The organism is Streptomyces canus (assembly GCF_030815415.1).
GTDB lineage: Bacteria > Actinomycetota > Actinomycetes > Streptomycetales > Streptomycetaceae > Streptomyces > Streptomyces canus_F.
This window is the reverse complement of record NZ_JAUSWW010000001.1, coordinates 2,050,272-2,074,895: the sequence shown is the minus strand read 5'-3', so window position 1 is coordinate 2,074,895 and position 24,624 is coordinate 2,050,272. Positions and strand designations below refer to the sequence as shown.

The following is a 24,624-nucleotide window of genomic DNA, read 5'->3' as shown; positions in this document are numbered from 1 at the left end:
TCCCTTCCTGGAGACCTCTCATGCACGACGAACGCCGCCGGATCGAGGAACGCGTAGAGCGCCTCCACAACCAGCGCATCAAGCCCGCGATCTACGCGGCCACCGTCCCCTTCGAGGTCGAGGCCTGGCAGGCACCGGGGGAGCCGGTCTCCTTCGAGGAGGCCGCGGCGGCCCGGTACGCGCCCTTCGCGATGGACACCCCGTGGGGTCCGCCCTGGGGCACCACCTGGTTCCGGATGCGGGGCGAGGTGCCCGCCGAGTTCGCCGGGAAGCGCGTCGAGGCGGTCATCGACCTCGGCTTCGTGGGCGACTGGCCGGGCAACCAGGCCGAGGCGCTGGTCCACCTGCCCGACGGCCGTCCCCTGAAGGCGGTCAACCCGCTCAACCAGTACGTGCCGATCGCCAACCCGGCGGCGGGCGGGGAGCAGATCGACTACCTGGTCGAGGCGGCGTCCAACCCCGACATCCTGGCGAACAACTTCGCGGCTCCGACCCTGCTCGGCGATGTACTGACGGCAGGCGACCGTCCACTGTATACATTCCAGCGCGCCGATATCGCCGTCCTCGACGAGGAGGTCTGGCACCTCGACCTCGATCTCCAGGTGCTGCTCGGCGTCATGGTCCACCTCGGTGATCACGAGCCGCGCCGCCACGAGATCCTGCACGCCCTGGACCGGGCCATGGACGCCCTCGACCTGGACGACATCTCCGGCAGCGCGGCGGCGGTCCGCGAGGTGCTGGCCCCGGTCCTGGCGAAGCCCGCCCACGCCAGCGCCCACACCATTTCCGGCGTCGGCCACGCGCACATCGACTCGGCCTGGCTGTGGCCCATCCGTGAGACCAAGCGCAAGACGTCCCGGACGTTCTCCAACGTCACGTCCTTGGCCGACGAGTACGACGACTTCATCTTCGCCTGCTCGCAGGCCCAGCAGTACGAGTGGGTGCGCGACAACTACCCGCATGTGTGGGCCCGCATCCAGGAGTCCGTGAAGAAGGGCCAGTGGGCCCCGGTCGGCGGCATGTGGGTCGAGTCCGACGGCAACCTGCCCGGCGGCGAGGCCATCGCCCGCCAGCTCATCCACGGCAAGCGGTTCTTCATCGAGCACTTCGGCATCGAGACCAAGGGTGTCTGGCTGCCGGACTCCTTCGGCTACAACGCCGCCTACCCGCAGCTCGCCAAGCTCGCCGGCAACGAGTGGTTCCTCACCCAGAAGATCTCCTGGAACCAGACGAACAAATTCCCCCACCACACCTTCTGGTGGGAGGGCATCGACGGCACCCGCATCTTCACCCACTTCCCGCCGGTCGACACCTACAACGCCCGCTTCAGCGGCGAGGAGATGGACCGCGCGGTCCGCAACTACTCCGAGAAGGGCGCCGGTTCACGCTCCCTGGCCCCCTTTGGCTGGGGCGACGGCGGTGGCGGTCCCACCCGCGAGATCATGGAACGCGCCCGGCGCCTCGCCGACCTGGAGGGCTCGCCCAAGGTCGTCGTCGAGCACCCCGACGAGTTCTTCGCCAAGGCCCGCGCCGAGTACGAGGACGCCCCCGTCTGGAACGGCGAGCTCTACCTGGAGCTCCACCGCGCCACCTACACCTCCCAGGCCCGCACCAAGCAGGGCAACCGCCGCAGTGAACACAAGCTCCGCGAGGCCGAGTTGTGGGCGACGACGGCCGCCCTGCACGCGCCGGGCTACGCCTACCCCTACGAGAAGCTCGACTGCCTCTGGAAGACGGTCCTGCTGCACCAGTTCCACGACATCCTGCCGGGCTCGTCGATCGCCTGGGTGCACCGCGAGGCGGAGGCCGAATACGCACGGGTGGCCGTGGAGTTGGAGGAGCTGACCGGCGAGGCGATCGCCGCGCTGGGCGGCGGACAGACGCGGGTCTTCAACACCGGCCCGTTCGAGCGGCGCGAGGTGGTACGGCACGCGGACGGAACGACCGGCTGGGTGCAGGTCCCGGCGAACGGCAGCGCGCCCGTCGACAACGTCGTTCCCGACGATCTCGTCATCGTCGAGGACCGCGCCCTCGACAACGGCTTCGTCCGCGTCGAGCTGGCCGAGGACGGCACCCTGGCCTCCGTCTACGACCGGATCGCCCGGCGTGAAGTCCTCGCCGACAAGGGCAACCTGCTCCGCCTCCACACGGACCTGCCGAACTACTGGGACGCCTGGGACATCGACAAGCACTACAAGAACCGCTACACGGACCTTGTGGACATCGAGTCCGTGCAGGTCGTCGAACGTGACGTGCTGGTCGGCTCGATCCGCGTCACCCGCGCCTTCGGCAAGGGCTCGAAGATCACCCAGACCATCACCCTGCGCGCCGGCAGCCCCCGCATCGACTTCGAGACCGAGATCGACTGGCACGAGGCCGAGAAGATCCTCAAGGCGGGCTTCCCGATCGACATCCGCGCCCCGCACTCCTCCGCCGAGATCCAGTTCGGTCACATCCAGCGCCCCACCCACACCAACACCAGCTGGGAGGCGGCCCGTTTCGAGGTCTCCGGCCACCGCTGGGTGCATGTCGCGGAGCCCGGCTACGGTGTCGCGGTCATCAACGACTCGACGTACGGCCACGACGTCTCCCGCACGGTCCGCGAGGACGGCGGTACGACGACCAAGGTCAGCCTCAGCCTGGTGCGCGCCCCGCGTGTCCCGGACCCGGAGGCCGACCAGGGCAAGCACCGCTTCACCTACTCCCTGCTGCCCGGCGCGAGCATCGAGGACGCGGTCGCCGAGGGATATGCCCTCAACCTGCCCCTGCGCGTGGCCGATTCGGCGGGCGAGCCGGAGCCGATCGTCTCCGTCGACGGCGAGGGCATCACCGTCGAGGCGGTCAAGCTCGCCGACGACACCTCGGGCGATGTGGTCGTACGGCTCTACGAGTCCCGCGGCGGCCGCGCCCAGGGCGTCCTGCGCACCGGCTTCCCGCTCGCCGGGGCCCGGGTGACCGACCTGCTGGAGCGACCCCTGACCGAGGACGAGGCGGCCGTCGACGGCACGGTCCCCGTGACGCTGCGTCCCTTCCAGATCCTCACCCTGCGACTGAAGCGTGCCGAGGTGAACTGACCCATGCCCATGCAACACTGGTTCACCGACGCCAAGTTGGGGATCTTCGTCCACTGGGGCATTTACGCCGTCGACGGCGTCCAGGAGTCCTGGTCGTTCTACGACGACATCGTCCCGCACGACCGGTACATGTCCCAGCTGGAGCGCTTCACCGGCGCCAGGTACGACCCTCGCGAGTGGGCCGACCTGTTCGCCCGCGCCGGCGCCCGGTACGCCGTCCTGACGACCCGTCACCACGACGGAGTGGCCCTGTGGGACACGGAGTTCGGCGACCTCAGCCTCGGTAAGGACTACATCGGCCCCTACGCCGAGGCCCTGCGCGAGAAGGACCTCAAGGTCGGGTTCTACTACTCGCACTCCGACTGGAACCACCCCGACTACGCCACCACCCGCAAGCCGGGCCGCCCACCGGAGCAGGAGGACAACCGCTACTCCGAATGCGCGGCCGAGGACGAGGACCTGGCGGCCTGGGAGCGGTTCATCGCCTACCGGGACGGCCAGATCCGCGAGCTGGCCTCGCGCTACCGGCCCGACCTGATGTGGTTCGACGGCGAGTGGGACCGCAGCGAGGAGCAGTGGCGTATTCCCGAACTCGCCGCGCTCATACGCTCGTACAATCCCGACGTCGTCTTCAACGCCCGCATGCTCAGCGAGGGCGACTACGCCACCCCCGAGCAGGGCGCCCCCATCGAACCGCCCAGTGGCCCCTGGGAGTTGTGTCTCACGATCAACGACTCGTGGGGCTACCAGCACCAGGACCACAACCACAAGTCGCTCACCCAGCTCGTCCGCTACTTCACCGAGACCATCGGCGGGGGCGGCAACCTGCTGCTCGACGTCGGCCCGATGGAGGACGGCACCATCCCGCAGCCGCAGGTGGAGCGCCTCGAAGGGCTGGGGGAGTGGATCGCGAAACACGCGGAGGCGGTGTACGGGACGGTGCGCGGGCTGCCGGCCGGGCACCACTACGGGCCCAGCACCCTCTCCGCCGACGGCCGTACGCTCTACCTCACCCTGTTCGACATCCCCCGCGCCGAGATCGGCGTGCGCGGCCTGGCCACCCCGGTCCGCAAGGTCACCGTCCTCGGCACCGGCACGGATCTCGCCCACCGTGTTGTCGGCGGACTGCACGAGGCCGTCGGCGTGCTGTGGATCGACCCGCCCGCCGAGACCGACCTCGACCCGCACGCCACGGTGCTCGCGGTCGAACTGGACGGGGAACTGGAGCTGTACCGAGGCGCGGGACGGTTCTGACGACGCCACGGGACGACGGTCCCCAGGCCCGCGAGGCCGACGTCGCCGTCGAACTGCCCCCACGCCTGGCCGAGTCGGCGCAGGCGTGGGGGTACCCGGTCAGCCGGCTCAGCCGGTGAAGCCGGCCGTGATCGAGGTGAACTGCCAGTTGCTCTGGCTGATGCCGGAGCAGTTGCTGACCACGCCGCCGCCCGGGCACGGCCGGTCACGGTTGACCGACCAGAACGCGAGCCGCGCGATGTGGTGGGAGTTCGCCCAGTCCCGGATCGAGGTCCAGGTGGCGGTGGAGGTGAGCTCCTGCTGGTCGGAGAGCCCGTTCATACCGGAGATGCCGATGTGGGCGTAGGCGGTCGCGTCGTCCCACCCGAAGGTGGACTTCAGCTTGGCCTTGAGTCCCTCGGTCGCGTTCACGGTGTTGCCGTACATGTCGGCGCCGCCGCCGAAGTCGAACGGCATGATCGTGAACACGTCGATGCCGGCGTTGAGTGCCTTGGCCTGCTCGATGAGCCGGTTGCCCCAGTACGTGGGACCGGTCGTCGACGTCCCGAAGGTCAGGACGGTCCGCAGCCCCGGGTTGTTCGCCTTGACGATCTTCAGGGCGTTCAGGATCCGGTCCTGCACGGTCGCGTTCTCGAATTCGTCGGTGTTCTCGATGTCGACGTCGATCGCCTTGAGCCCGTAGGCGTCGATCACCTTCTGGTAGGCGCCCGCCAGCGCCTCGGCGGTGGAGCAGTTCGGCCCGAGCTTGTTGCCGCTCCAGCCGCCGATCGACGGCACGATGTCGCCGCCCGCGGAACGGATGGAGTTGATGACGCTCTGGTCGTTGCCGCCGGTCAGCGGCCTACTGCCGTCCCAGGCCGGGTTGCAGCCGCCCGAAGACAGGATGAACGCCATCGTGTACCACTTGATCCCGGTCGAGCTCATCACCGAGGTGGCGCTTGGCGGATCACCCCAGCCGAGGTAGAGGTAGGGCGCGGCCTGCTTGAACCCGGTACCGCCCCCGCCGCCCGCGTCCGTCGTGACGCTCACGGCGTTGGAGGCCGCCGAGGAGTTCCCGGCCGCGTCCCGCGCCCGCACGGTGAACGTGTAGGCGGTGCTGCCGGAGAGCCCGCTGACGGTGGCACTCGTCCCGGAGACGCTGAGCACCTGGTTCGACCCGCTGTAGATGTCGTACGCCGTGACACCGACGTTGTCCGTGGACGCGTTCCACGCCAGCGACACGCTCGACGACGTCTTCCCGGTGGACCGCAGACTCGCCGGCGCGGTCGGCGCCTGCGTGTCCGAACCGCCGCCCGGGCCGTCGAGGTTGATGTCATCGGCGTAGTAGGTGCCTTGCGCGTACCACCCGTGGGTGTAGACGGTGGCGCTCGTCTGCGAGGCACCGGTGGTGAAGGACACACTGAGCTGGTTGTACGCCGACGGCGACGAGGTCCACGTGGAGGAACCGCCGTCGACACCGAGGTAGACGTAACTGCCGCGCACCCAGCCGCTCAACGTGTAGGCGGTGTTCGGCCGCACGGCGACGGTCTGGCTGCACTTGGCGATGTCGCTCGAACTCACCGCACCCGCAAGCGCCTTGGAGCCGCCGTGCACGGGGGAGGAGACGACCGACCCGAGATTCCCGGCGCAGGACCAGGGGCTCAGGGCCCCCGACTCGAATCCGGGATTGGTCAGAACATTGGCCGCTTGGGCCGTACCGGGAAGGGCGACAGCCCCGGCCAGCGCGAGAGCCGCGGTACCCAGGAGAGCGAAGAGGCGTCTGGAACGCCGTGGAAGAGGAGTGCGCACGTGATCTCCCTGAAGAATGGGGGTGTTCGGGAGTACAGCGAAGTGCGCAACACAAGTTGGTATGGACCAATCCGCCTGTCAAGAGTGAGCGGCGGAATTGGTCCATACCGGTGGGTGAAGATGCTTTTAAGGGGCGCGGGGAACTGCGCGATCAGCCGCAGACGACCCGCACCCGGTACACAACCTAAAGCGGCAGTACCTGGCCCGCAGCCGAGACGGAGTCGACGGCAACCGCCTCAGCCGCCGCAGGCTCCGGCGCCGGCGCAGGAAGAGGTTCGGAAACCTCCGCCCTCTGATGCGGAATGGCCACAGGCCGAAGCTGCCGCGGCCCCGACACCACCGTGTAGTCCTGACCCAGGAACGGCGGAGTCATCTCCCCCGGGTCCTCACCCAGCGCCAACTGCACAGCCGACCAAGGCGCGTTGACCCCGCACAGCGACAGCTGGTGCAACCCGCCGGCGGGCCGGGTGTTGACATCCATCAGCACCGGCGTGTCACCGAACATCCGGAACTGGATGTTGGACAGGTAGTGCAGCCCGAACCCCTCCGCGATCATCCGCGCCGGCTCCAGCCACTGCTCGTGCAGCGTGAACCCACGACGGCGCCCGTTCTTGGTGCGGCCCACCGCCAGCCGGATCCGGTTGTCGGTCCCCGTGAGGCAGTCGACCGAGACCTCCGGCTGCTCCAGACGTGGCATGACCAGCCAGTCCACCGGCTCGTCGGCCTGTGTCAGCGCCTCCACGACCGTGTCCAGCGGTACGTACGGGCTGGGAAAGCCGTTGAGGTGATCGAGCGAGAAGGGGGCGCGCGTGATCACACGGAAGCCCACCCCGCCCGCACCGGACGCCGGCTTGAAGCACGCCTTGTACCCGTCCGCCTCCAACTTCTCGACGGCGACGACGAGTTCCTCGGCGGTCCGCACCCGGTACCACGGCGGCACGGGCACCCCGATGGCCTGGACGGCCTCGTACGCGATCACCTTGTCGTGGAAGACGGCCACGGCTTCCGGCGGCGGCGCGAGCAGTGCCGTACCGGCTGCCGCGAAGTCCGCGCGATGCGCCACGATCGCCGACTGGTGCAGCCGGGGCACGAAGACGTCGATGCCGCGGCGGGTGCACTGATCGAGCGCGTACTCGACGTACGCGGCCGGGGACAGGCCCTCCGGCTCCAGCTCGGCGGTGTCGGCGGCGGCCAGTACGGGGGAGTCCGCGTCGCCGTGCGTCGCATGGATCTTGACGGCGCGATCACAGGGATTTCGGCGCAGCTGATCCATGAAAAACACGTTCTCCGCGTACGTGCGGTTGAGCCAGACGCGTACGCGAGAGATCATGCAGGCCGCCTTTCGGGGTTTTCGGGCACGGCGAAGGAGGCCGAACCCGGCCAGGGTGTGAGGAGGGTCACCAAACCGCCCTGCGCGAAGGGAAGTTCATGGCGGTGGTGTTGGGGCGATCATACGGCTTCCCGAGGGCCCGGCGTGCAACGCGCATGTTACGGATTATTCGATCTTGATCGATCCCCCTCCGGGCGGGGCCGGGCCCGCTTGTCCGGGCGCCGTGGATGTGCTGTCGTGGTCCCATTCGTGTGCTCGGAGGGGGCCAGAGGTGACGTCGAGGGCCGGGGGTTCCGGACAACTGCTGGCCATCAGTGACCTGCATGTCGGCTACCCGGAGAACCGCGCCCTCGTCGAGGGGATGCACCCCGGGACGGACGAGGACTGGCTCCTGGTGGCCGGTGACGTCGCCGAGACCGTGTCCGCGATCCGCTGGACCCTCGAGACGCTCGCCGGCCGCTTCCGCAAGGTCGTCTGGGTCCCGGGCAACCACGAACTGTGGACCCACCCCGACGACGAGGTCACCCTGCGCGGCGTCGAGCGCTACGAACACCTCGTGGCGCTCTGCCGCGACCTCGGCGTCACCACCCCCGAGGACCCCTACCCGGTCTGGGAGGGCCCCGGCGGCCCGGTCGCCGTCGCCCCGCTCTTCCTGCTGTACGACTACTCCTTCCTGCCCCCGGGCTGCACGACCAAGGAGGAGGGGCTGGAGTACGCGTACGGCACCGGCATCGTCTGCAACGACGAGCACCTGCTGCACCCCGACCCCTACCCGAGCCGCGAGGCCTGGTGCCGGGCCCGGGTCGAGGCGACGGCCCGCAGACTCGCCGAGCTGCCCGACGACCTGCCCACCGTGCTCGTCAACCACTACCCGCTGGACCGGCACCCGACCGAGGTGCTCTGGTACCCCGAGTTCGCCATGTGGTGCGGCACGGCGCTCACCGCGGACTGGCACCGCAGGTTCCGCGTCGAGACCATGGTCTACGGTCATCTGCACATCCCGCGGACCACCTGGCACGACGGTGTCCGCTTCGAAGAGGTGTCGGTCGGATACCCCCGGGAGTGGCGCGAGCGCCCCGACCCGCCGGGACGGCTGCGCCGCATCCTGCCCAAGGAGGTCGGGCCCCGTGATCGAGGAGCTGCTGCCGGACACGGTGGTGGCCGTGGAGACGTACGGTGACGACGAGACCGCGCCGCTGTACCCCGAGGAAGCGGCGGTCGTGGCGCGGGCGGCGGACAAACGCCGACGCGAGTTCGCCGCGGTACGCTCCTGCGCCCGCCGGGCCATGGAGAAACTCGGCGTCCCGCCCCAGCCCGTCCTGCCCGGCGCCCGCGGCGCCCCGCGGTGGCCCACCGGACTGGCCGGCAGCATGACCCACTGCGACGGCTACCGCGCCGCCGCCCTGGTCCGCGCCGCCGACCTGGCCTCCCTCGGCATCGACGCCGAGCCCCACGAGCCGCTCCCCGACGGGGTCCTGGCCTGCACCTCCCTGCCCGCCGAGGCGGACCGGCTGCGCGGGCTGGCCGGGCAGCGGCCCGACATCCACTGGGATCGGCTGCTGTTCAGCGCCAAGGAGTCCGTCTACAAGGCGTGGTTCCCGCTGACCGGGAAGTGGCTCGACTTCACCGAGGCCGACATCGAGCTCTTCGCCCACCCCGGCGAACGGCTCGGCGGCGGCTTCAGCGCCGAACTCCTCGTGCCCGGACCGACGGTGGGCGGCCGGCGGCTGGGCCGCTTCGAGGGCCGCTGGACCGTCCGGCGCGGGCTGGTCGCCACCGCCGTCGTGGTGCCGCACGCCTGAGCCGGTCCCTCACGGACGCGGGAACCAGCTCTGCAGCAGCCGGAAGAACTCCTCCTCGTTGCCCACGAGGCCCGCGTCCGCCAGGGCCTGTTCCGCCTCCGCGAGCACGGCGGGCGGCACGACCGGTGGCCGCGGCGCGTCCGGCGGACCGTCGAAGGCGGCGCGCACGGTGTGCAGAAGCCGCAGGTAGGCCTGGACGGCGGTGCGCTCGCGGTCGGTCAGTACGGCGGTGTGCATCGGTCGGCTCTCCCCAAGTCGGCTCATCGGTCACGCACCCGTACAAGGGGGTGCAACTCCAGCTTGCCGCCCACCACTGACAATGAGGCCCGCCCACTCCCCGGTTCGCCCGCTTAGCGGAGGTGAAACCTCCGCGAAATCCCCGGTGGGAAAGGCGTCCTACGCTGGATGCAAGGGCTTTCGGCCGCTGCTCGGCGGCCCAGGGAACGGGGAGGCACGTGCGTGGTCGACGTCCCGCACCGGCGCCCGGCGCGCACCGTACGGCTGCGCTCGGTGGGCCACGGTGAACTCGAGTTGCAGTACCGGGTCGTGCACGGCTACCGCCGTGCCTTCCGGATGGCCGGCCAGGGGCCCGCGCTGGTCCTCATCCACGGCATCGGGGACTCCTCCGACACCTGGGGCGAGCTGATCCCCGACCTCGCCCGCACCCACACGGTCATTGCCCCCGACCTGCTCGGCCACGGCGCCTCGGACAAGCCCCGCGCCGACTACTCGGTGGCCGCGTACGCCAACGGGGTGCGCGATCTGCTGACCACCCTCGGCATCGAGTCGGCGACACTGGTCGGGCACTCGCTGGGCGGCGGGGTGGCCATGCAGTTCGCCTATCAGTTCCCCGAGCGCACCGAGCGGCTCATCCTGGTCAGCGCGGGCGGCGTGGGGCGCGAGGTGAATCCCGTGCTGCGGATGGTGTCGCTGCCCGGGGCCCATCTGATGCTGTCGTCGTTGCGGCTGCCGGGTATGCGGTGGCAAGTGGGGCTCGCCGTAGGGCTGATGAAGCTGCTCGACACCGATCTCGGGCAGGACGCCCCCGACCTGCTGAACCTCGTGGACGCGCTGCCGGACGAGACCTCGCGCAACGCCTTCATCCGCACGCTGCGCGCGGTGGTCGACTGGCGGGGGCAGGTGGTGACCATGCTCGACCGGTGTTATCTGACCGAGGGCATGCCGACGATGCTGTTGTGGGGCGACCGGGACAGTGTGGTGCCGGTGCGGCACGCGTTCGGGGCGCACGAGGCGATGCCGGGGAGCCGGCTGGAGATCTTCGAGGGGGCGGGACACTTTCCGTTCCACGCCGACCCGGGGCGGTTCGTCTCCCTGGTCGAGGAGTTCACCGCGACCACGGCTCCGGCGGACTGGAGCCGTGAGCACTGGCGCGAGCTGCTGTGCGAGGGGCGGCCCGGCCTCCCGCTCAGCCGTGCCACCGAACGCGACCTGCGCGAGGCGAGCGAACGCAGCGCGACCTGACCGGCGGCGGTGCCGGTCAGCTCTGCGGACCGAGGTAGCCGAGCGACGCCTCGATACGGCCCGCGAGGCGGTCGCGCTGTACCGGTCCCCGGGCCGGCGAACCGTCGAGCCAGGTCAGGCACTTGCTGGCGAGGAGCAGGCCGAAGCGTTCGGCCTCCTGCTCGTCGGTCTGGTCGAAGCGGCTGCGGGCGGCGACCTTCAGCACGGTGGCTCGCAGGTCGGCGTCGTCACTGAGCATGCGGGCCGCGACCGCGGCGCCTTCGACGTGGTGACTGCAGTGCCCGGCCTTCATGTGCCACAGCTCGTGTCCGAGGATGACCAACTGGTGCCCGGGAGCGGTGCGTTCCTCCACGACGACGAGGTCCTGGTCGGCCATGTCGAGCCACAGCCCACTCGCCGTGTCGGGCGGGAACGCGGCCGTACGGAAGTGGACCGGGCGGCCGCGGCGCCGGCTCATCGCCTCGCAGAGTTCGGTGTACAGGTCCGCCGGACGCGCCGGTGCGGGGAGGGTGAGTTCCGCCACCAGCTCGCCGCACAGGCGACGCATTTCCCTACCGATGCCCACAGTCATCCCCCGGCTCACGACTCGGGCCGTTTGACGCTCTCCAGGAGCATGTCCAGCCATTCGGCGACCTTGTCGCGGTGCTGGTCGGTGGGCAGCTGCGCGGCCCGCCAGGCGATTCCGCGGACGCCGTGGTCCTGCAGCAGCCGCTCCAGCGGATCGCCCGCCGCGGCCGTCGCCTCCTTCTCACGGTCGGCCAGCTTCTGCAGAAGCTCCTGCTCCGTGCATTGCAGGGCCCCGGCGAGCGCCTCGGGGTCCTCGGCCGTGAGGAAACCGGCGTGCACACGGAAGAAGCGCTGGATGGCGTCGCAGTGCTCCATGGTGGGACGCCGGTCGCCGTTGATGAGGGCACCCGCCTGCTGCCGTGACATGAAGGCGCCGTCGGCGATCTCCTGCTGGGTGTACTTGCGGCCGTTGGGCTTGAGCCGGGTGCGGCGCAGCAGGTCCAGGCGCTGGAGGAAACGGGCCTGTACGTCGGGTTCGCCCGCGGGGCGGCCGCCGAGCAGGGACTTGACCACGGGCTCGGGGACGCCGGAGGCCACCGACAGGCGACCGGTGTGGAAGACCTCCGCGTGCGGCACGCCGAGCCGGTCGGCGAGCGCGGTGACCCGGGCGACGACGCCCGGCAGCGCGGCCGTCTCCGCGGCGGCCGGACTCGCGAAGCCATCCGTCACCGGCAGATCTCCTACGTCTCTCACTGGCTTCTCACAAGAAGATCATCACAAGCGGTTGCCGTGAACTCCGGGGAGAGTAGCCCCTTGTTCGAACTTACATCCAGGCCTCGCCACAACTGTGGCCAATTTCAGCCGTCAACAGGCATGAAATGCCACGATAGTTGACACGCCTTGCGCCCGGGCATCAGGATCAGGGCGCCGCGTGAAGGCCGCATAGGCAAGAGGGGTGACCTCCCGATGGCACAACAGGCAGGAGGGCAGCGGCCGGAGCTGCGGCCCGTCCCCGAGAGTCTTGAGGCCCGGGCGTATCTGCAGGACTACGCCACCCTTCTCGAAGCGGTCCCCTTTCCCTCGGTCGTTCTCGACCACCGGTGGGACGTCGTGTTGTCGAACACCGCTTTCGAGACACTTTTCCGTGGTGTGGGCCCGCATCCCACCGCCATGCCCGACGACAACTTCCTCAGGTTCGTCCTGTTCCATCCGGACGCGGGCACGGTTCTCGGTGAGCACGAGTCCAGTTGGTGCCTGCCGATGCTCGCCCACTTCGCGGACGCCGTGGAGCGCCACGGTCATGACCAGGGGTTGCAGTCGATCCGCCGGGACATCGCCCAGGACCCCATCATGGAGGCGGCCTACCGGCACGGTCTGCCGCACTGGATCCGCGCCGTCGGCGAGCGGGCCTTCGCCCACGACGGCGGGGTCCGCCCGGTCCTGCACCCGGACCCGCGCTGGGGCGCCACCGACTGCCGTGTCGTCGACGAGACGTCCTCCACCCTCCGGGAGCTGGGCTACACCCGGCTGACCCTGGTACTGCGCGAGGCGCGCCCCGCGACGGCCAGGTCCCGTGGCGCACGCCGTTCCGCCGCCCACCTGACGGTGGTCCCCGCGGCGGAGTGAGGCCGCGGCCCACACCGGTCCTCGGCCACGTCGGACACCTCTCTTCTTTACGTGTGGTGCTGTGTGGCGGCGTTCCCAGATAGAGAGGTATGTGACATAGTACTGCCGTGAGCAAGCGACTGACCTGCGATGTCGTGGTCGTCGGAGCCGGGATGGTGGGCGCGGCCTGCGCCCTGTACGCGGCCCGGGCGGGCCTCGACGTGATCCTCGTGGACCGCGGCCCGGTGGCCGGCGGCACGACCGGAGCCGGTGAGGGCAACCTCCTCGTCTCCGACAAGGAACCCGGCCCGGAACTGGACCTGGCCCTGCTGTCGGGGCGCCTGTGGGCGGAGCTCGCCGAGGAGTTGGGGGAGGCCGTCGAGTACGAGGCCAAGGGCGGCGTGGTCGTCGCCTCGACGCCGGACGGGCTCGCCGCGCTCGAACGGTTCGCCGGCACCCAGCGCGCCGCCGGGGTCGTCGCCGAAACCGTCGTAGGAGACGGCCTGTACGACCTCGAGCCGCACCTCGCCCCCGGTCTGCCCGGCGGGGTCCTGTATCCGCAGGACTGCCAGGTCATGCCCGCGCTGGCCGCCGCCCACCTGGTCCGCGCCTCGGGCGCACGGCTGTTCACCGGCCGGACCGTCACGGACGTACGGCTCACCCCGGACGGCGCGGTGTGCGGCGTCCGCACGGACCGGGGCGACATCGATACCCCGGCGGTCGTCAACGCGGCCGGCACCTGGGGCGCCGAACTGGCCGCGCTCGCGGGAACCCGCCTCCCCGTCCTCCCGCGGCGCGGCTTCGTCCTGGTCACCGAACCCCTCCCGCGGATGGTCCGGCACAAGGTGTACGCCGCCGACTACGTGGCCGACGTGGCCAGCGACTCGGCCGCGCTCCAGACCTCGCCGGTCGTGGAAGGGACGGCCGCGGGGCCCGTGTTGATCGGCGCGAGCCGGGAACGGGTCGGCTTCGACCGGTCGTTCTCGCTGCCGGCCCTACGGGCCCTGGCGGCAGGCGCGACCCGGCTGTTCCCGTTCCTCACGGACGTCCGGGCGATGCGCGCCTACCTCGGATTCCGCCCGTACATGCCCGACCACCTCCCCGCGATCGGCCCCGACCCGCGCGTCCCCGGTCTGCACCACGCCTGCGGACACGAGGGCGCGGGCATCGGACTGGCCACCGGTACCGGGCAGTTGATCGCCCAGGCGCTGACCGCGAAGACGCCCGAGCTGGACCTGACGCCGTTCCGCCCCGACCGCTTCCCCGCCCCCGTGGAGGAAACCGCGTGAGATCCCCGCTCGAACTGGCCGACGCCCGGCCGGGCCCGGCCTTCGCGGTCACCCTCGACGGCCGTGAGATCGAGGCCCTGCCCGGACAGACCGTCGCCGCCGCACTCTGGGCCGCCGGTGTCACCTCCTGGCGCACCACCCGCGCAGAGGGCCGGCCGCGCGGCGTCTTCTGCGGCATCGGCGTCTGCTTCGACTGCCTGGTGACCGTCAACGACCGCCCCAACCGGCGGGCTTGCCTCGTGCCGCTACGGCCGGGCGACGCGATCCGTACGCAGGAGGGGACGGGCCACGATGACTGACCGGCCGCACCTCGCCGTGATCGGGGCGGGCCCCGCCGGACTCGCCGCCGCCGTCGCCGCCGCGTCCCGGGGCGTACAAGTCACCTTGATCGACTCGGCCGCGGAAGTCGGCGGCCAGTTCTACCGCCGGCCCGCCGCAGACCTCCGCGCTCGCCGCCCGCAGGCCCTGCACCACCAATGGCGCACCTGGGAGCGACTGAGGGACGTCCTGCGCACCCACGTACAGGCGGGCCACGTACGGCTCTTGACGGAGCATCACGTGTGGTTCGTCGAGCAGCGGGGCGCCGGCTTCACCGCGCACGCCCTGCTCGGCCCCGAGCAGGAGCACCCCGCCGCGGTCCGCGCCGACGCCGTCCTCCTCGCCACCGGCGGCTACGAGAAGGTCCTGCCGTTCCCCGGCTGGACCCTCCCCGGCGTCGTGACGGCGGGCGGCGCCCAGGCCATGCTCAAGGGCACCCTCGCCGTGTCCGGACGCACCGCTGTGGTCGCCGGCACCGGCCCACTGCTGCTCCCCGTCGCGACGGGGCTCGCCGCCGCCGGTGTGGAGGTGGCCGCGCTGGTCGAGTCCGCCGACCCGAAGGACTTCGTACGGCGGACCCGCGCCCTGGCGGCCCGGCCCGGCAAAGTCGCCGAAGGCGCCCGGTACGCGGCCCGGTTGCTCCGGCACCGGGTGCGCACCCTCGCCCGCCACACCGTCGTCGAGGCGCACGGCGCGCGGCGCCTGGAGGCGGTGACCGTCGCCGCGCTCGACGCTGACGGGCGGGTCAGGTCCGGCACCGGGCGCCGTATCGCCTGCGACACCCTCGCCGTGGGGCACGGCATGCTCCCGCACACCGACCTCGCCCAGACGCTGGGCTGCCGGCTCGACGGGATGGACGTGCACGTCGACGACGAGCAGCGCACCGACGTCCCCGGCGTCTGGGCCGCGGGCGAGACCACCGGCATCGGAGGCTCCGCCCTCTCCCTGGCCGAGGGACACATCGCCGGCCGGTCGATCGCGGCACGTCTGCGCGGCATCGCCCCCGACGCGCGCGAGTGGGCCGCGGCCGCGCGCACCCGCACCCGGCTGCGCGCGTTCTTCGCCGCACTGGACGCCGTGTACCTGCCGCCCGCCCACTGGACCGAGCAGATCACCGACGACACGGTCGTCTGTCGCTGCGAGGAGGTCACCGGGGGAGCGATCCGGGAGGCCGTCGACGAGCTCGGCGCCGGGGACGTGCGGACCGTGAAGCTGCTGACGCGCGCCGGGATGGGCTGGTGTCAGGGGCGGGTGTGCGGACCCGCGGTCGCGGGGCTCGCCGGGTGCGCGCTCACGCCGACGCTTCGGCCGTTCGCCGGACCCGTGCCCCTCGGCGTCCTGGCCGCCGAGCCCGAGGACGGCTGAGGCCGCCAGTAAAATGTCACACCCTATCGATGAGACGGGATCCCAGATGACCAGCACCGAGAACATCGGCGGCCGCCCCTGGCGCGGCGTCCTCGTCGCCACCGCCCTCCCGCTGAACGACGACCTCTCCGTCAACCTCGACAGGTTCGCCGAGCACTGCGTCTGGCTGGTCGAGAACGGCTGCGACGGCGTCGTACCGAACGGGTCCCTCGGCGAGTACCAGGTTCTCACCCCCGAGGAGCGGGCCAAGGTCGTCGAGACGGCCGTGGCGGCCATCGGAGGGGAGCGCGTGATGCCGGGTGTCGCCGCCTACGGCTCCGCCGAGGCCCGCCGCTGGGCCGAGCAGGCCAGGGACGCCGGCTGCGCCTCCGTGATGCTGCTGCCGCCCAACGCCTACCGCGCCGACGAGCGGTCCGTGCTGGCCCACTACGCCGAGGTCGCGAAGGCGGGACTGCCGGTCGTGGCGTACAACAACCCCATCGACACCAAGGTCGACCTGGTCCCGGAGCTGCTGGCCGAGCTGTACGCCGAGGGCCACATCCACGCGGTCAAGGAGTTCTCCGGCGACGTCCGCCGCGCGTACCGGATCGCCGAACTCGCCCCCGGGCTCGACCTGTTGATCGGCGCCGACGACGTCCTCCTGGAGCTGGCGATCGCCGGGGCCAAGGGCTGGGTGGCGGGCTATCCGAACGCACTGCCCCGCGCGAGCGTGGAGCTCTACCGGGCGGCCGTCGCGGGCGACCTGGCCACCGCGAAGAAGCTGTACGAGCAGCTGCACCCGCTGCTGCGCTGGGACTCCAAGGTCGAGTTCGTCCAGTCCATCAAGCTGTCCATGGACATCGTCGGCCGGCACGGCGGCCCCGTCCGTCCGCCACGCGTCCCGCTGCTGCCCGAGCAGGAGGCCGCGGTGCGCGCGGCCACCGAACGGGCGGTCGCCGCCGGACTCGCCTGACCGTCCCGTCGGATCCCCCAGGTTCATCAGGAGCGTCATGCGCAGCAAACTCGTCCTGCACGCCGTCGACTCGCACACCGAGGGCATGCCCACCCGCGTGATCACCGGCGGCATCGGCACGATCCCCGGCGCGACCATGAACGAGCGGCGGCTGTACTTCCGCGAGCACCGCGACGACATCAAGCAGCTCCTGATGAACGAACCCCGAGGCCACGCGGCGATGAGCGGCGCCGTCCTCCAGCCGCCCACCCGCCCGGACTGCGACTGGGGCGTCATCTACATCGAGGTCTCCGGCTATCTGCCGATGTGCGGACACGGCACCATCGGGGTGGCCACCGTGCTGGTGGAGACCGGCATGGTCGAGGTCGTCGAGCCGGTCACCACCATCCGGCTCGACACCCCGGCGGGACTCGTCGTCGCCGAGGTCGAGGTCGAGGACGGCGCCGCGAAGTCGGTCACGCTCAAGAACGTGCCGTCCTTCTCCGTGGGCCTCGACCGCAAGATCACACTCGTCGGCGGGCGCACGGTGACATATGACCTGGCATACGGCGGCAACTTCTACGCCATCCTGCCGCTGGAGGAGTTCGGGCTGCCCTTCGACCGCTCCCGCAAGGACGACATCCTCCAGGCCGGCCTCGCCCTCATGGAAGCGATCAACGCCGAGGAGGAGCCCGTCCACCCGGAGGACCCCTCGATCCGCGGCTGTCACCACGTCCACCTGTACGCTCCCGGCGCCACCGCCCGGCACTCCCGGCACGCGATGGCGATCCACCCCGGCTGGTTCGACCGCTCACCCTGCGGAACCGGCACCAGCGCGCGCATGGCGCAGCTCCACGCGCGCGGCGAACTCCCCCTGCACACCGAGTTCGTGAACGAGTCCTTCATCGGAACCCAGTTCACCGGCCGCCTCCTCGGCACCACCGAGGTCGCCGGCATCCCCGCCGTCCTGCCCAGCTTCACCGGCCGGGCCTGGATCACGGGCACGGCCCAGTACCTGCTCGACCCGACCGACCCCTTCCCGGCCGGGTTCGTCCTCTAGGTGTTCCCCCGGCGGCCGTCCTCGGCGTCCCGGCAGGTTCACCGGGAGGTCGATAATGACGATGTCGCGTGACATTGCACCACTAGGAGACCGCCCTCATGGCTGCCCAGCGCACCAGCGCCCCCACCCCTGCCACCGCCCCGGCCCTGCCCGTTCTCGGCGGCAAGAAGAGCAGCTACCGGGAACGGGTCGCCGACGCCCTGCGGGCCGCACTGGTCGCCGGTGAACTGCTGCCCGGCGAGGTGTACTCGGCGCCGACCCTCGCCGCCCGCTTCGGTGTCTCGGCGACGCCGGTGCGCGAGGCGATGCTGGACCTGGCCAAGGAGGGCCTGGTCGACACCGTTCCCAACAAGGGCTTCCGGGTCACCGCCGTCTCCGACAGACAACTCGACGAGTACACCCACATCCGTGCGCTCATCGAGATTCCCACGGTGACGGAGCTGGCCAGGACCGCCGACCCGGTCTCGCTGGAGGCGCTGCGCCCGGCGGCCCGGGAGATCGTACAGGCAGCGGCGGCCGGCGACCTGGTGGCGTACGTCGAGGCCGACACTCGCTTCCACCTGGGCCTGCTCGCCCTCGCCGGCAACGCCCATCTCGTCGAGGTCGTCGGCGACCTGCGCAAGCGGTCCCGTCTCTACGGGCTCACGGCACTGGTCGAGGCCGGCCGTCTGCTGGCCTCCGCCGAGGAGCACCTCGAACTCATCGACGCACTGATCGCACGCGACGAGCAGGCGACGCGCGCGGTGATGACACGCCATCTCGGTCACGTCCGCGGTCTGTGGGCGGCCAAGTAGCGGCATTCCGGAGCGACCGGAACCACGCAAGCCCGATCCATCGGAACGCAAGCCGCTTGCATTTCTTGCGCTATTCTTGCGCGCATGACGCGACGACTTGCCGAGGTGGCGAAGAAGGTCGGGGTCAGCGAGGCCACGGTCAGCCGGGTGCTCAACGGCAAGCCCGGAGTCTCCGAGACCACCCGGCAGGCGGTGCTGAGCGCCCTGGACGTGCTCGGCTACGAGCGGCCCACACAGCTGCGCGGGGAGCGCGCGCGGCTCGTCGGCCTCGTGCTGCCCGAGTTGCAGAACCCGATCTTCCCGGCGTTCGCCGAGGTCATCGGCGGGGCGCTGGCCCAGCTCGGACTGACCCCGGTGCTGTGCACCCAGACCAAGGGCGGTGTCTCCGAGGCGGACTACGTGGCGCTGCTGCTCCAGCAGCAGGTCTCCGGCGTCGTCTTCGCCGGTGGCCTGTACGCCCAGGCCGACGCCCCGCACGACCACTACCGGCTGCTCGCCGACCGCAACATCCCCGTCGTCCTCGTCAACGCGTCCATCGCCGACCTCGGCTTTCCCGGGGTCTCCTGCGACGACACGGTCGCCGTCGAGCAGGCCTGGCGCCACCTCGCCTCGCTGGGCCATGAGCGCATCGGGCTGGTGTTGGGACCCGACGACCATGTGCCGTCGGCGCGCAAGCTCGCCGCCGCCCGCGGTCTGGGGGAGCTCCCCGACGAGCATGTCGCCCGAGCCATGTTCTCCATCGAAGGCGGTCACGCCGCCGCCTCCCGGCTGATCGACCGGGGGGTCACCGGGATCATCTGCGCCAGCGACCCGCTCGCCCTCGGCGCGGTCCGGGCCGCCCGCCGCAAGGGACTCCGGGTGCCCGCGCAGGTGTCGGTCGTCGGCTACGACGACTCCGCGTTCATGAACTGCACGGAACCCCCGCTGACCACGGTCCGCCAGCCCATCGAGGCCATGGGACGGGCGGCGGTGGAACTGCTGAACACACAGATCGGCGGCGGTTCCGTGACCCCGGAGGAGCTGCTCTTCGAGCCGGAACTGGTGGTCCGGGGTTCCACGGCCCAAGCGCCTCGCAGCTGAGATCCCTCCTCCTGTCGAATAATTACAGATTCCGCGCGGCATCTTGCGGACAGATGTCGCCGGTGCTTGAGTGTGCGGCGCCAGCACGGCGGGCTCGCTCCGCCCGTCGCCGTGCCCTCCTTGCTCATGCCCAGAGGGGTCCACCGATGAGAAGCACCGGGTTCCGCCGTACGTTCGTCGCGCTCAGCATCTGCTCCCTCGTCCTCACCGCCTCCGCCTGCGGGTCGGACGACGACTCGGGGAGCGGGAAGACCCGCATCACGGTCAACTGCATGCCGCCCAAGAGCGCCAAGGTCGACCGGGCGTTCTTCGAGGAGGACGTCGCCGCCTTCGAGAAGCAGAACCCGGACATCGACGTCGTCGCCCACGACGCCTTCCCCTGCCAGGACCCGAAGACCTTCGACGCCAAGCTCGCCGGCGGCCAGATGGAGGACGTCTTCTACACGTACTTCACCGACGCCAAGCACGTCGTCGACATCAAGCAGGCCGCTGATCTGACGCCGTACGTCAAGGAGTTGAAGAGCTACGGCACCATCCAGCAGCAGCTGAGGGACGTGTACACGGTCGACGGCAAGGTGTACGGAATCCCGCGCACCGGCTACTCCATGGGCCTGATCTACAACCGCGCCCTCTTCGAGAAGGCCGGCCTCCACCCTGACCGGCCACCGGCCACCTGGGACGAACTCCGCGCCGCGGCAGAGAAGATCGCCGCTCTCGGCGACGGCACCGTCGGCTACGCCGACTACAGCGCCCAGAACCAGGGCGGTTGGCACTTCACCGCCGAGCTGTACTCCCAGGGCGGCGACGTCGTGAGCGACGACGGCAAGAAGGCCACCGTCGACACCCCCGAGGGCCGGGCCGTCCTCCAGAACCTGCACGACATGCGCTGGACCGACGACTCGATGGGCAGCAAGCAGCTCCTCGTCATCAACGACGTCCAGCAGATGATGGGTTCGGGCAAGCTCGGCATGTATCTCTCCGCGCCCGACAACATCCCGATCCTGGTGAAGGAGAAGGGCGGCGAGTACCAGGACCTCGCCCTCGCCCCCATGCCCGGCGGACAGGGCACGCTCATCGGCGGGGACGGCTACATGTTCAACAAGAAGGCGAGCCCCGCCCAGATCCGCGCCGGACTGAAGTGGCTCGACCACATGTTCCTCACCCCCGGAGACGGCTTCCTCGGCGACTACGCCCGCGCCAAGAAGAGCGACGCCCCGGTCGGCCTCCCCGAGCCGCGTCTGTTCACCGGCGCCGCCGACGCCAAGGACCAGCAGGTCAAGAAGGCCAACGCCAATGTCCCGGTGGAGAACTACCAGGCCTTCCTCGACGGCAACCAGGACCTCGACATGAAGATCGAGCCACCGCACGCCCAGCAGATCTACTCCGTCCTCGACGGCGCCGTCTCCGCCGTCCTCACCAAGAAGGACGCCGACATCGACGGGCTCCTGAAGGACGCCTCCGCGAAGATCGACGGCATCCTGGCCCGGGGCTGACCCCGATGACCAGGACGGCCCATCGACGACCGGTCGAGACGATCCCCGTACGACCGGTCAAGGCGCCGCCCCCGGCAGGGGACCGGAGGCGGCGCCGCCTCACCGACCAGCTCGGCGCCCACGCCTTCCTCCTCGGCGGCCTCCTCTGCTTCGCCGTCTTCTCCTGGTACCCGGCGCTCCGCGCCATCGTGATCGCCTTCCAGAAGTACACGCCGGGCTCGTCACCCGAGTGGGTCGGCACCGACAACTTCAGCCGTGTGTGGCACGACCCGGAGTTCACGGCGGCCTGGCGCAACACCCTCACCTTCACCGTGCTGGCCCTGCTGATCGGCTTCGCGATCCCCTTCGTACTGGCCCTGCTGCTCAACGAGTTGCGGCACGCGAAGGCGTTCTTCCGAGTCGTGGTCTATCTGCCCGTGATGATCCCGCCGGTGGTCAGCGCCCTGCTGTGGAAATGGTTCTACGACCCCGGGACCGGCCTCGCCAACGAGGCGCTGCGGTTCCTGCACCTGCCCACCTCGAACTGGTCCAACGGCGCCGACACCGCGCTCATCTCCCTCGCCATCGTGGCCACTTGGGCCAACATGGGCGGCACCGTCCTGATCTATCTGGCCGCGCTCCAGTCCATCCCCGGCGAGCTGTACGAGGCCGCCGAGCTGGACGGCGCGAGCCTCCTCCAGCGCATCCGCCATGTGACGGTGCCCCAGACCCGCTTCGTCATCCTCATGCTGATGCTCCTTCAGATCATCGCGACGATGCAGGTCTTCACCGAACCGTTCGTCATCACCGGCGGCGGTCCCGAGAACGCCACCGTCACCGTGCTCTACCTGATCTACAAGTACGCCTTCCTCTACAACGACTTCGGCGGCGCCTGCGCGCTGAGCGTCATGCTCCTGATCCTGCTCGGAGCCTTCTCCGCCGGATATCTGCGCCTGACCCGCTCCGGAGAGGAGGACGCCGCGTGAGCACCCGCACCCTCGTCTCCCCGGCGACCCTGGCCCGCCCCCGCGGCAGGGCCCTGTACTGGACCGTCTTCACGGGCGTCGTCCTGCTCTTCACGCTCGCCTTCCTCTTCCCCGTCTACTGGATGGTCACCGGCGCGATGAAGTCCCCCGACGAGGTGGCGCGGACACCGCCCATCCTCCTCCCGGAGCGGTGGCACACGGACGGCTACCGCGACGCCTGGGACCTGATGCAACTGCCCCAGCACCTGTGGAACACGGTGGTCCAGGCGGCCGGCGCCTGGGCGTTCCAGCTGGTTCTGTGCACGGCCGCCGCCTACGCGCTGTCCAGGCTGAACCCCGTCTTCGGCAAGACGATCCTCGGCGGCATCCTGGCCACCCTCATGGTCCCGGCGCAGGCCCTGGTGGTGCCGAAATACCTGACCGTGGCCGACCTGGGCCTGCTCAACGACCCGCTCGCCATCTGGCTCCCGGCCGTCGCCAACGCCTTCAACCTCTACCTTCTCAAGCGGTTCTTCGACCAGATCCCGCGCGACGTCCTGGAGGCCGCCGAGATCGACGGCGCCGGAAAGCTGCGCGTCCTGTGGTCGATCGTGCTGCCGATGTCACGGCCGGTCCTCGGGGTGGTGTCGATCTTCGCGCTCGTCGCCGTCTGGCAGGACTTCCTGTGGCCGCTGATGGTCTTCTCCGACACCGACAAACAGCCCATCAGCGTGGCACTCGTCCAGCTGTCCCAGAACATCCAGCTGACCGTGCTCATCGCCGCGATGGTGATCGCCAGCATCCCGATGGTCGCCCTGTTCCTGGTCTTCCAGCGGCACATCATCGCCGGGATCAGCGCGGGCAGCACCAAGGGCTGACGCCGACCCCCCCGTCCACAGAAAGGGAAGCCCAGTGGGACAGCCCACCCATGCGCCGAAGGAGTGGTGGCGCTCCGCCGTCATCTACCAGGTCTACGTCCGCAGCTTCGCGGACGGCGACGGCGACGGCACCGGTGACCTCGCCGGCGTCCGCGCCAGGCTGCCGTATCTCGCCGAACTCGGCGTGGACGCCCTGTGGTTCAGCCCCTGGTACCTGTCCCCGATGAAGGACGGCGGCTACGACGTCGCCGACTACCGCGCGATCGATCCCGCCTTCGGCACCCTCGCCGAGGCGGAGAAACTGATCGCCGAGGCCCGCGAACTGGGCATCCGCGTCATCGTCGACGTCGTCCCCAACCACGTCTCCGACCAGCACGCCTGGTTCCGCGCCGCCCTGGCCGGCGGACCCGGACGCGAGCTGTTCCACTTCCGGCGCGGGCGCGGTCCGCAGGGCGAACTCCCGCCCAACGACTGGCAGTCACAGTTCGGCGGACCGGCCTGGAGCCGCCTCGACGACGGCGACTGGTATCTGCATCTCTTCGCCCCCGAACAGCCCGACCTCAACTGGGACCATCCCGCGGTCCGCCAGGAGCACGAGGACATCCTGCGCTTCTGGTTCGAGCGGGGCGTCGCCGGCGTCCGCATCGACTCGGCGGCCCTTCTGGTCAAGGACCCGCGTCTGCCGTACTTCGTCGAGGGACGGGACCCGCACCCGTACGTCGACCGGGACGAACTCCACGCCGTCTACCGCTCCTGGCGGGCGATCGCCGACGAGTACGACGGCATCTTCGTCGGCGAGGTCTGGCTCCCCGACACCGAACGCTTCGCCCGCTATCTGCGCCCCGACGAACTGCACACGGCCTTCAACTTCTCCTTCATGACCTGCCCCTGGGACGCGCGGCGACTGCGCCGGTCCATCGACGAGACGCTCGCCGAGCACGCCCCGGTGGGAGCGCCCGCGACCTGGGTCCTGTGCAACCACGACGTCACGCGGACGGTGACGCGTTACGGCCGTACGGACACCGGCTTCGACTTCGCCACCAAGGCCTTCGGCACCCCGACCGACCTCACCCTGGGCACCCGGCGCGCCCGTGCCGCCGCCCTGCTGTCGCTGGCGCTGCCCGGGGCGGTCTACGTGTACCAGGGGGAGGAGCTGGGGCTGCCCGAGGCGGAGGTTCCCGTCGACCGCATACAAGATCCGATGCACTTCCGGTCGGGCGGCGTCGATCCGGGACGCGACGGATGCCGGGTGCCGCTGCCGTGGACGGCCGCGGCGCCGTACGCGGGATTCGGTTCGCGGGAGACACCGTGGCTACCGCAGCCGGTCGACTGGACATCGTATGCGGTCGACCGACAACAGGATGATCCCTCCTCCATGCTCGCCCTCTACCGCGAGGCGATCCGCCTGCGCCCCGCACTCGGCGACGGCCCGCTCGCCTGGCTCCCGGCACCCGGGGGCGTCCTCGCCTTCACCCGGGGCGCCACCGCCCTGTGCGTGGTGAACCTGGCCGACGCTCCCGCCGAGCTGCCCGCCCACACCGAACTGCTCCTCGCCAGCGGTCCACTACACACGGACGGCAGTCTGCCGAGGGACACCGCGGTCTGGCTCCGCGTCTGAGCCCGGCCGCAT

The 24,624-nt window shown here is 70.5% G+C and carries 22 protein-coding genes; 17 read left to right on the top strand and 5 right to left on the bottom strand.

Annotated elements, in window-relative coordinates; translation table 11 throughout:
- Positions 1-20 precede the first annotated feature (20 nt).
- Together QF037_RS09720 and QF037_RS09715 are read left to right on the top strand one after the other, a co-directional pair.
- Positions 21-3,074 carry an alpha-mannosidase gene (locus QF037_RS09720; RefSeq protein WP_307023672.1) on the top strand — a complete coding sequence of 1,018 codons (3,054 nt, stop codon included), beginning with the start codon at positions 21-23 and terminating at the stop codon, positions 3,072-3,074.
- A gap of 3 nt (positions 3,075-3,077) precedes the next feature.
- A complete protein-coding gene (locus tag QF037_RS09715) occupies positions 3,078-4,328 on the top strand; it encodes an alpha-L-fucosidase (protein ID WP_307023671.1) in 1,251 nt (416 codons plus the stop codon).
- Positions 4,329-4,436: 108 nt separating this feature from the next.
- Here QF037_RS09715 and QF037_RS09710 read toward each other — a convergent pair whose 3' ends face one another.
- Together QF037_RS09710 and QF037_RS09705 are read right to left on the bottom strand one after the other, a co-directional pair.
- Positions 4,437-6,116 carry a carbohydrate binding domain-containing protein gene (locus tag QF037_RS09710; RefSeq protein WP_307023670.1) on the bottom strand — a complete coding sequence of 560 codons (1,680 nt, stop codon included), beginning with the start codon at positions 6,114-6,116 and terminating at the stop codon, positions 4,437-4,439.
- Between the two features lie 184 nt (positions 6,117-6,300).
- Positions 6,301-7,446, bottom strand: a complete 1,146-nt coding sequence (locus QF037_RS09705) for an ATP-grasp domain-containing protein (protein ID WP_307023669.1) — start codon at positions 7,444-7,446, stop codon at positions 6,301-6,303.
- Between the two features lie 271 nt (positions 7,447-7,717).
- Here QF037_RS09705 and QF037_RS09700 point away from each other — a divergent pair, with 271 nt between their 5' ends.
- Both QF037_RS09700 and QF037_RS09695 read left to right on the top strand, forming a co-directional pair.
- Positions 7,718-8,626, top strand: coding sequence for a metallophosphoesterase family protein (locus QF037_RS09700; protein ID WP_307023668.1), 909 nt, complete (start codon positions 7,718-7,720; stop codon positions 8,624-8,626).
- On the top strand, positions 8,574-9,248 hold the full coding sequence (locus QF037_RS09695) for a 4'-phosphopantetheinyl transferase family protein (protein WP_307023667.1): 675 nt from the start codon (positions 8,574-8,576) through the stop codon (positions 9,246-9,248). The genes QF037_RS09700 and QF037_RS09695 overlap by 53 nt, the downstream gene beginning before the upstream one ends.
- A 9-nt stretch (positions 9,249-9,257) precedes the next feature.
- Here QF037_RS09695 and QF037_RS09690 read toward each other — a convergent pair whose 3' ends face one another.
- On the bottom strand, positions 9,258-9,485 hold the full coding sequence (locus tag QF037_RS09690; protein ID WP_266885729.1) for a hypothetical protein: 228 nt from the start codon (positions 9,483-9,485) through the stop codon (positions 9,258-9,260).
- A gap of 222 nt (positions 9,486-9,707) precedes the next feature.
- Between QF037_RS09690 and QF037_RS09685 the strand changes: the two genes are divergently transcribed.
- On the top strand, positions 9,708-10,730 hold the full coding sequence (locus QF037_RS09685) for an alpha/beta fold hydrolase (RefSeq protein WP_307023666.1): 1,023 nt from the start codon (positions 9,708-9,710) through the stop codon (positions 10,728-10,730).
- A 16-nt stretch (positions 10,731-10,746) separates the two neighbouring features.
- Here the strand turns inward: QF037_RS09685 and QF037_RS09680 are convergent, their stop codons facing one another.
- Positions 10,747-11,277, bottom strand: coding sequence for a toxin-antitoxin system, toxin component (locus QF037_RS09680; protein WP_307023665.1), 531 nt, complete (start codon positions 11,275-11,277; stop codon positions 10,747-10,749).
- Positions 11,278-11,309: 32 nt separating this feature from the next.
- Positions 11,310-11,966 carry a helix-turn-helix domain-containing protein gene (locus QF037_RS09675; RefSeq protein ID WP_307023664.1) on the bottom strand — a complete coding sequence of 219 codons (657 nt, stop codon included), beginning with the start codon at positions 11,964-11,966 and terminating at the stop codon, positions 11,310-11,312.
- A gap of 237 nt (positions 11,967-12,203) precedes the next feature.
- On the opposite strand from QF037_RS09675, the gene QF037_RS09670 reads away from it, so the two are divergent.
- The 12 genes from QF037_RS09670 (at position 12,204) to QF037_RS09615 (ending at position 24,612) form a co-directional block, all read left to right on the top strand.
- Positions 12,204-12,863, top strand: a complete 660-nt coding sequence (locus tag QF037_RS09670) for an MmyB family transcriptional regulator (RefSeq protein WP_307023663.1) — start codon at positions 12,204-12,206, stop codon at positions 12,861-12,863.
- Between the two features lie 107 nt (positions 12,864-12,970).
- Positions 12,971-14,131, top strand: coding sequence for an NAD(P)/FAD-dependent oxidoreductase (locus tag QF037_RS09665; RefSeq protein ID WP_307023662.1), 1,161 nt, complete (start codon positions 12,971-12,973; stop codon positions 14,129-14,131).
- Positions 14,128-14,430, top strand: coding sequence for a (2Fe-2S)-binding protein (locus tag QF037_RS09660; RefSeq protein ID WP_307023661.1), 303 nt, complete (start codon positions 14,128-14,130; stop codon positions 14,428-14,430). The genes QF037_RS09665 and QF037_RS09660 overlap by 4 nt, the downstream gene beginning before the upstream one ends.
- On the top strand, positions 14,423-15,814 hold the full coding sequence (locus tag QF037_RS09655; RefSeq protein WP_307023660.1) for an FAD/NAD(P)-dependent oxidoreductase: 1,392 nt from the start codon (positions 14,423-14,425) through the stop codon (positions 15,812-15,814). Before QF037_RS09660 ends, QF037_RS09655 begins: the two co-directional genes overlap by 8 nt.
- A 46-nt stretch (positions 15,815-15,860) precedes the next feature.
- Positions 15,861-16,766, top strand: a complete 906-nt coding sequence (locus tag QF037_RS09650; protein WP_307023659.1) for a dihydrodipicolinate synthase family protein — start codon at positions 15,861-15,863, stop codon at positions 16,764-16,766.
- A gap of 37 nt (positions 16,767-16,803) precedes the next feature.
- Positions 16,804-17,805 (top strand): proline racemase family protein, encoded by a 1,002-nt coding sequence (locus QF037_RS09645; RefSeq protein ID WP_307023658.1) that lies wholly within the window; start codon positions 16,804-16,806, stop codon positions 17,803-17,805.
- Positions 17,806-17,903: 98 nt separating this feature from the next.
- Positions 17,904-18,599: a GntR family transcriptional regulator gene (locus QF037_RS09640; protein WP_307023657.1), complete on the top strand. Its 696-nt coding sequence runs from the start codon at positions 17,904-17,906 to the stop codon at positions 18,597-18,599.
- 84 nt (positions 18,600-18,683) lie between these two features.
- Complete coding sequence (locus QF037_RS09635; protein ID WP_307023656.1) at positions 18,684-19,679, top strand: LacI family DNA-binding transcriptional regulator; 996 nt, start codon at positions 18,684-18,686, stop codon at positions 19,677-19,679.
- Between the two features lie 146 nt (positions 19,680-19,825).
- On the top strand, positions 19,826-21,172 hold the full coding sequence (locus QF037_RS09630; RefSeq protein ID WP_307023655.1) for an ABC transporter substrate-binding protein: 1,347 nt from the start codon (positions 19,826-19,828) through the stop codon (positions 21,170-21,172).
- A gap of 5 nt (positions 21,173-21,177) precedes the next feature.
- Positions 21,178-22,137, top strand: a complete 960-nt coding sequence (locus tag QF037_RS09625; protein ID WP_307023654.1) for a carbohydrate ABC transporter permease — start codon at positions 21,178-21,180, stop codon at positions 22,135-22,137.
- On the top strand, positions 22,134-22,994 hold the full coding sequence (locus tag QF037_RS09620) for a carbohydrate ABC transporter permease (protein ID WP_307023653.1): 861 nt from the start codon (positions 22,134-22,136) through the stop codon (positions 22,992-22,994). The genes QF037_RS09625 and QF037_RS09620 overlap by 4 nt, the downstream gene beginning before the upstream one ends.
- A 34-nt stretch (positions 22,995-23,028) precedes the next feature.
- Positions 23,029-24,612 (top strand): glycoside hydrolase family 13 protein, encoded by a 1,584-nt coding sequence (locus QF037_RS09615; RefSeq protein WP_307023652.1) that lies wholly within the window; start codon positions 23,029-23,031, stop codon positions 24,610-24,612.
- Positions 24,613-24,624: the final 12 nt, after the last annotated feature.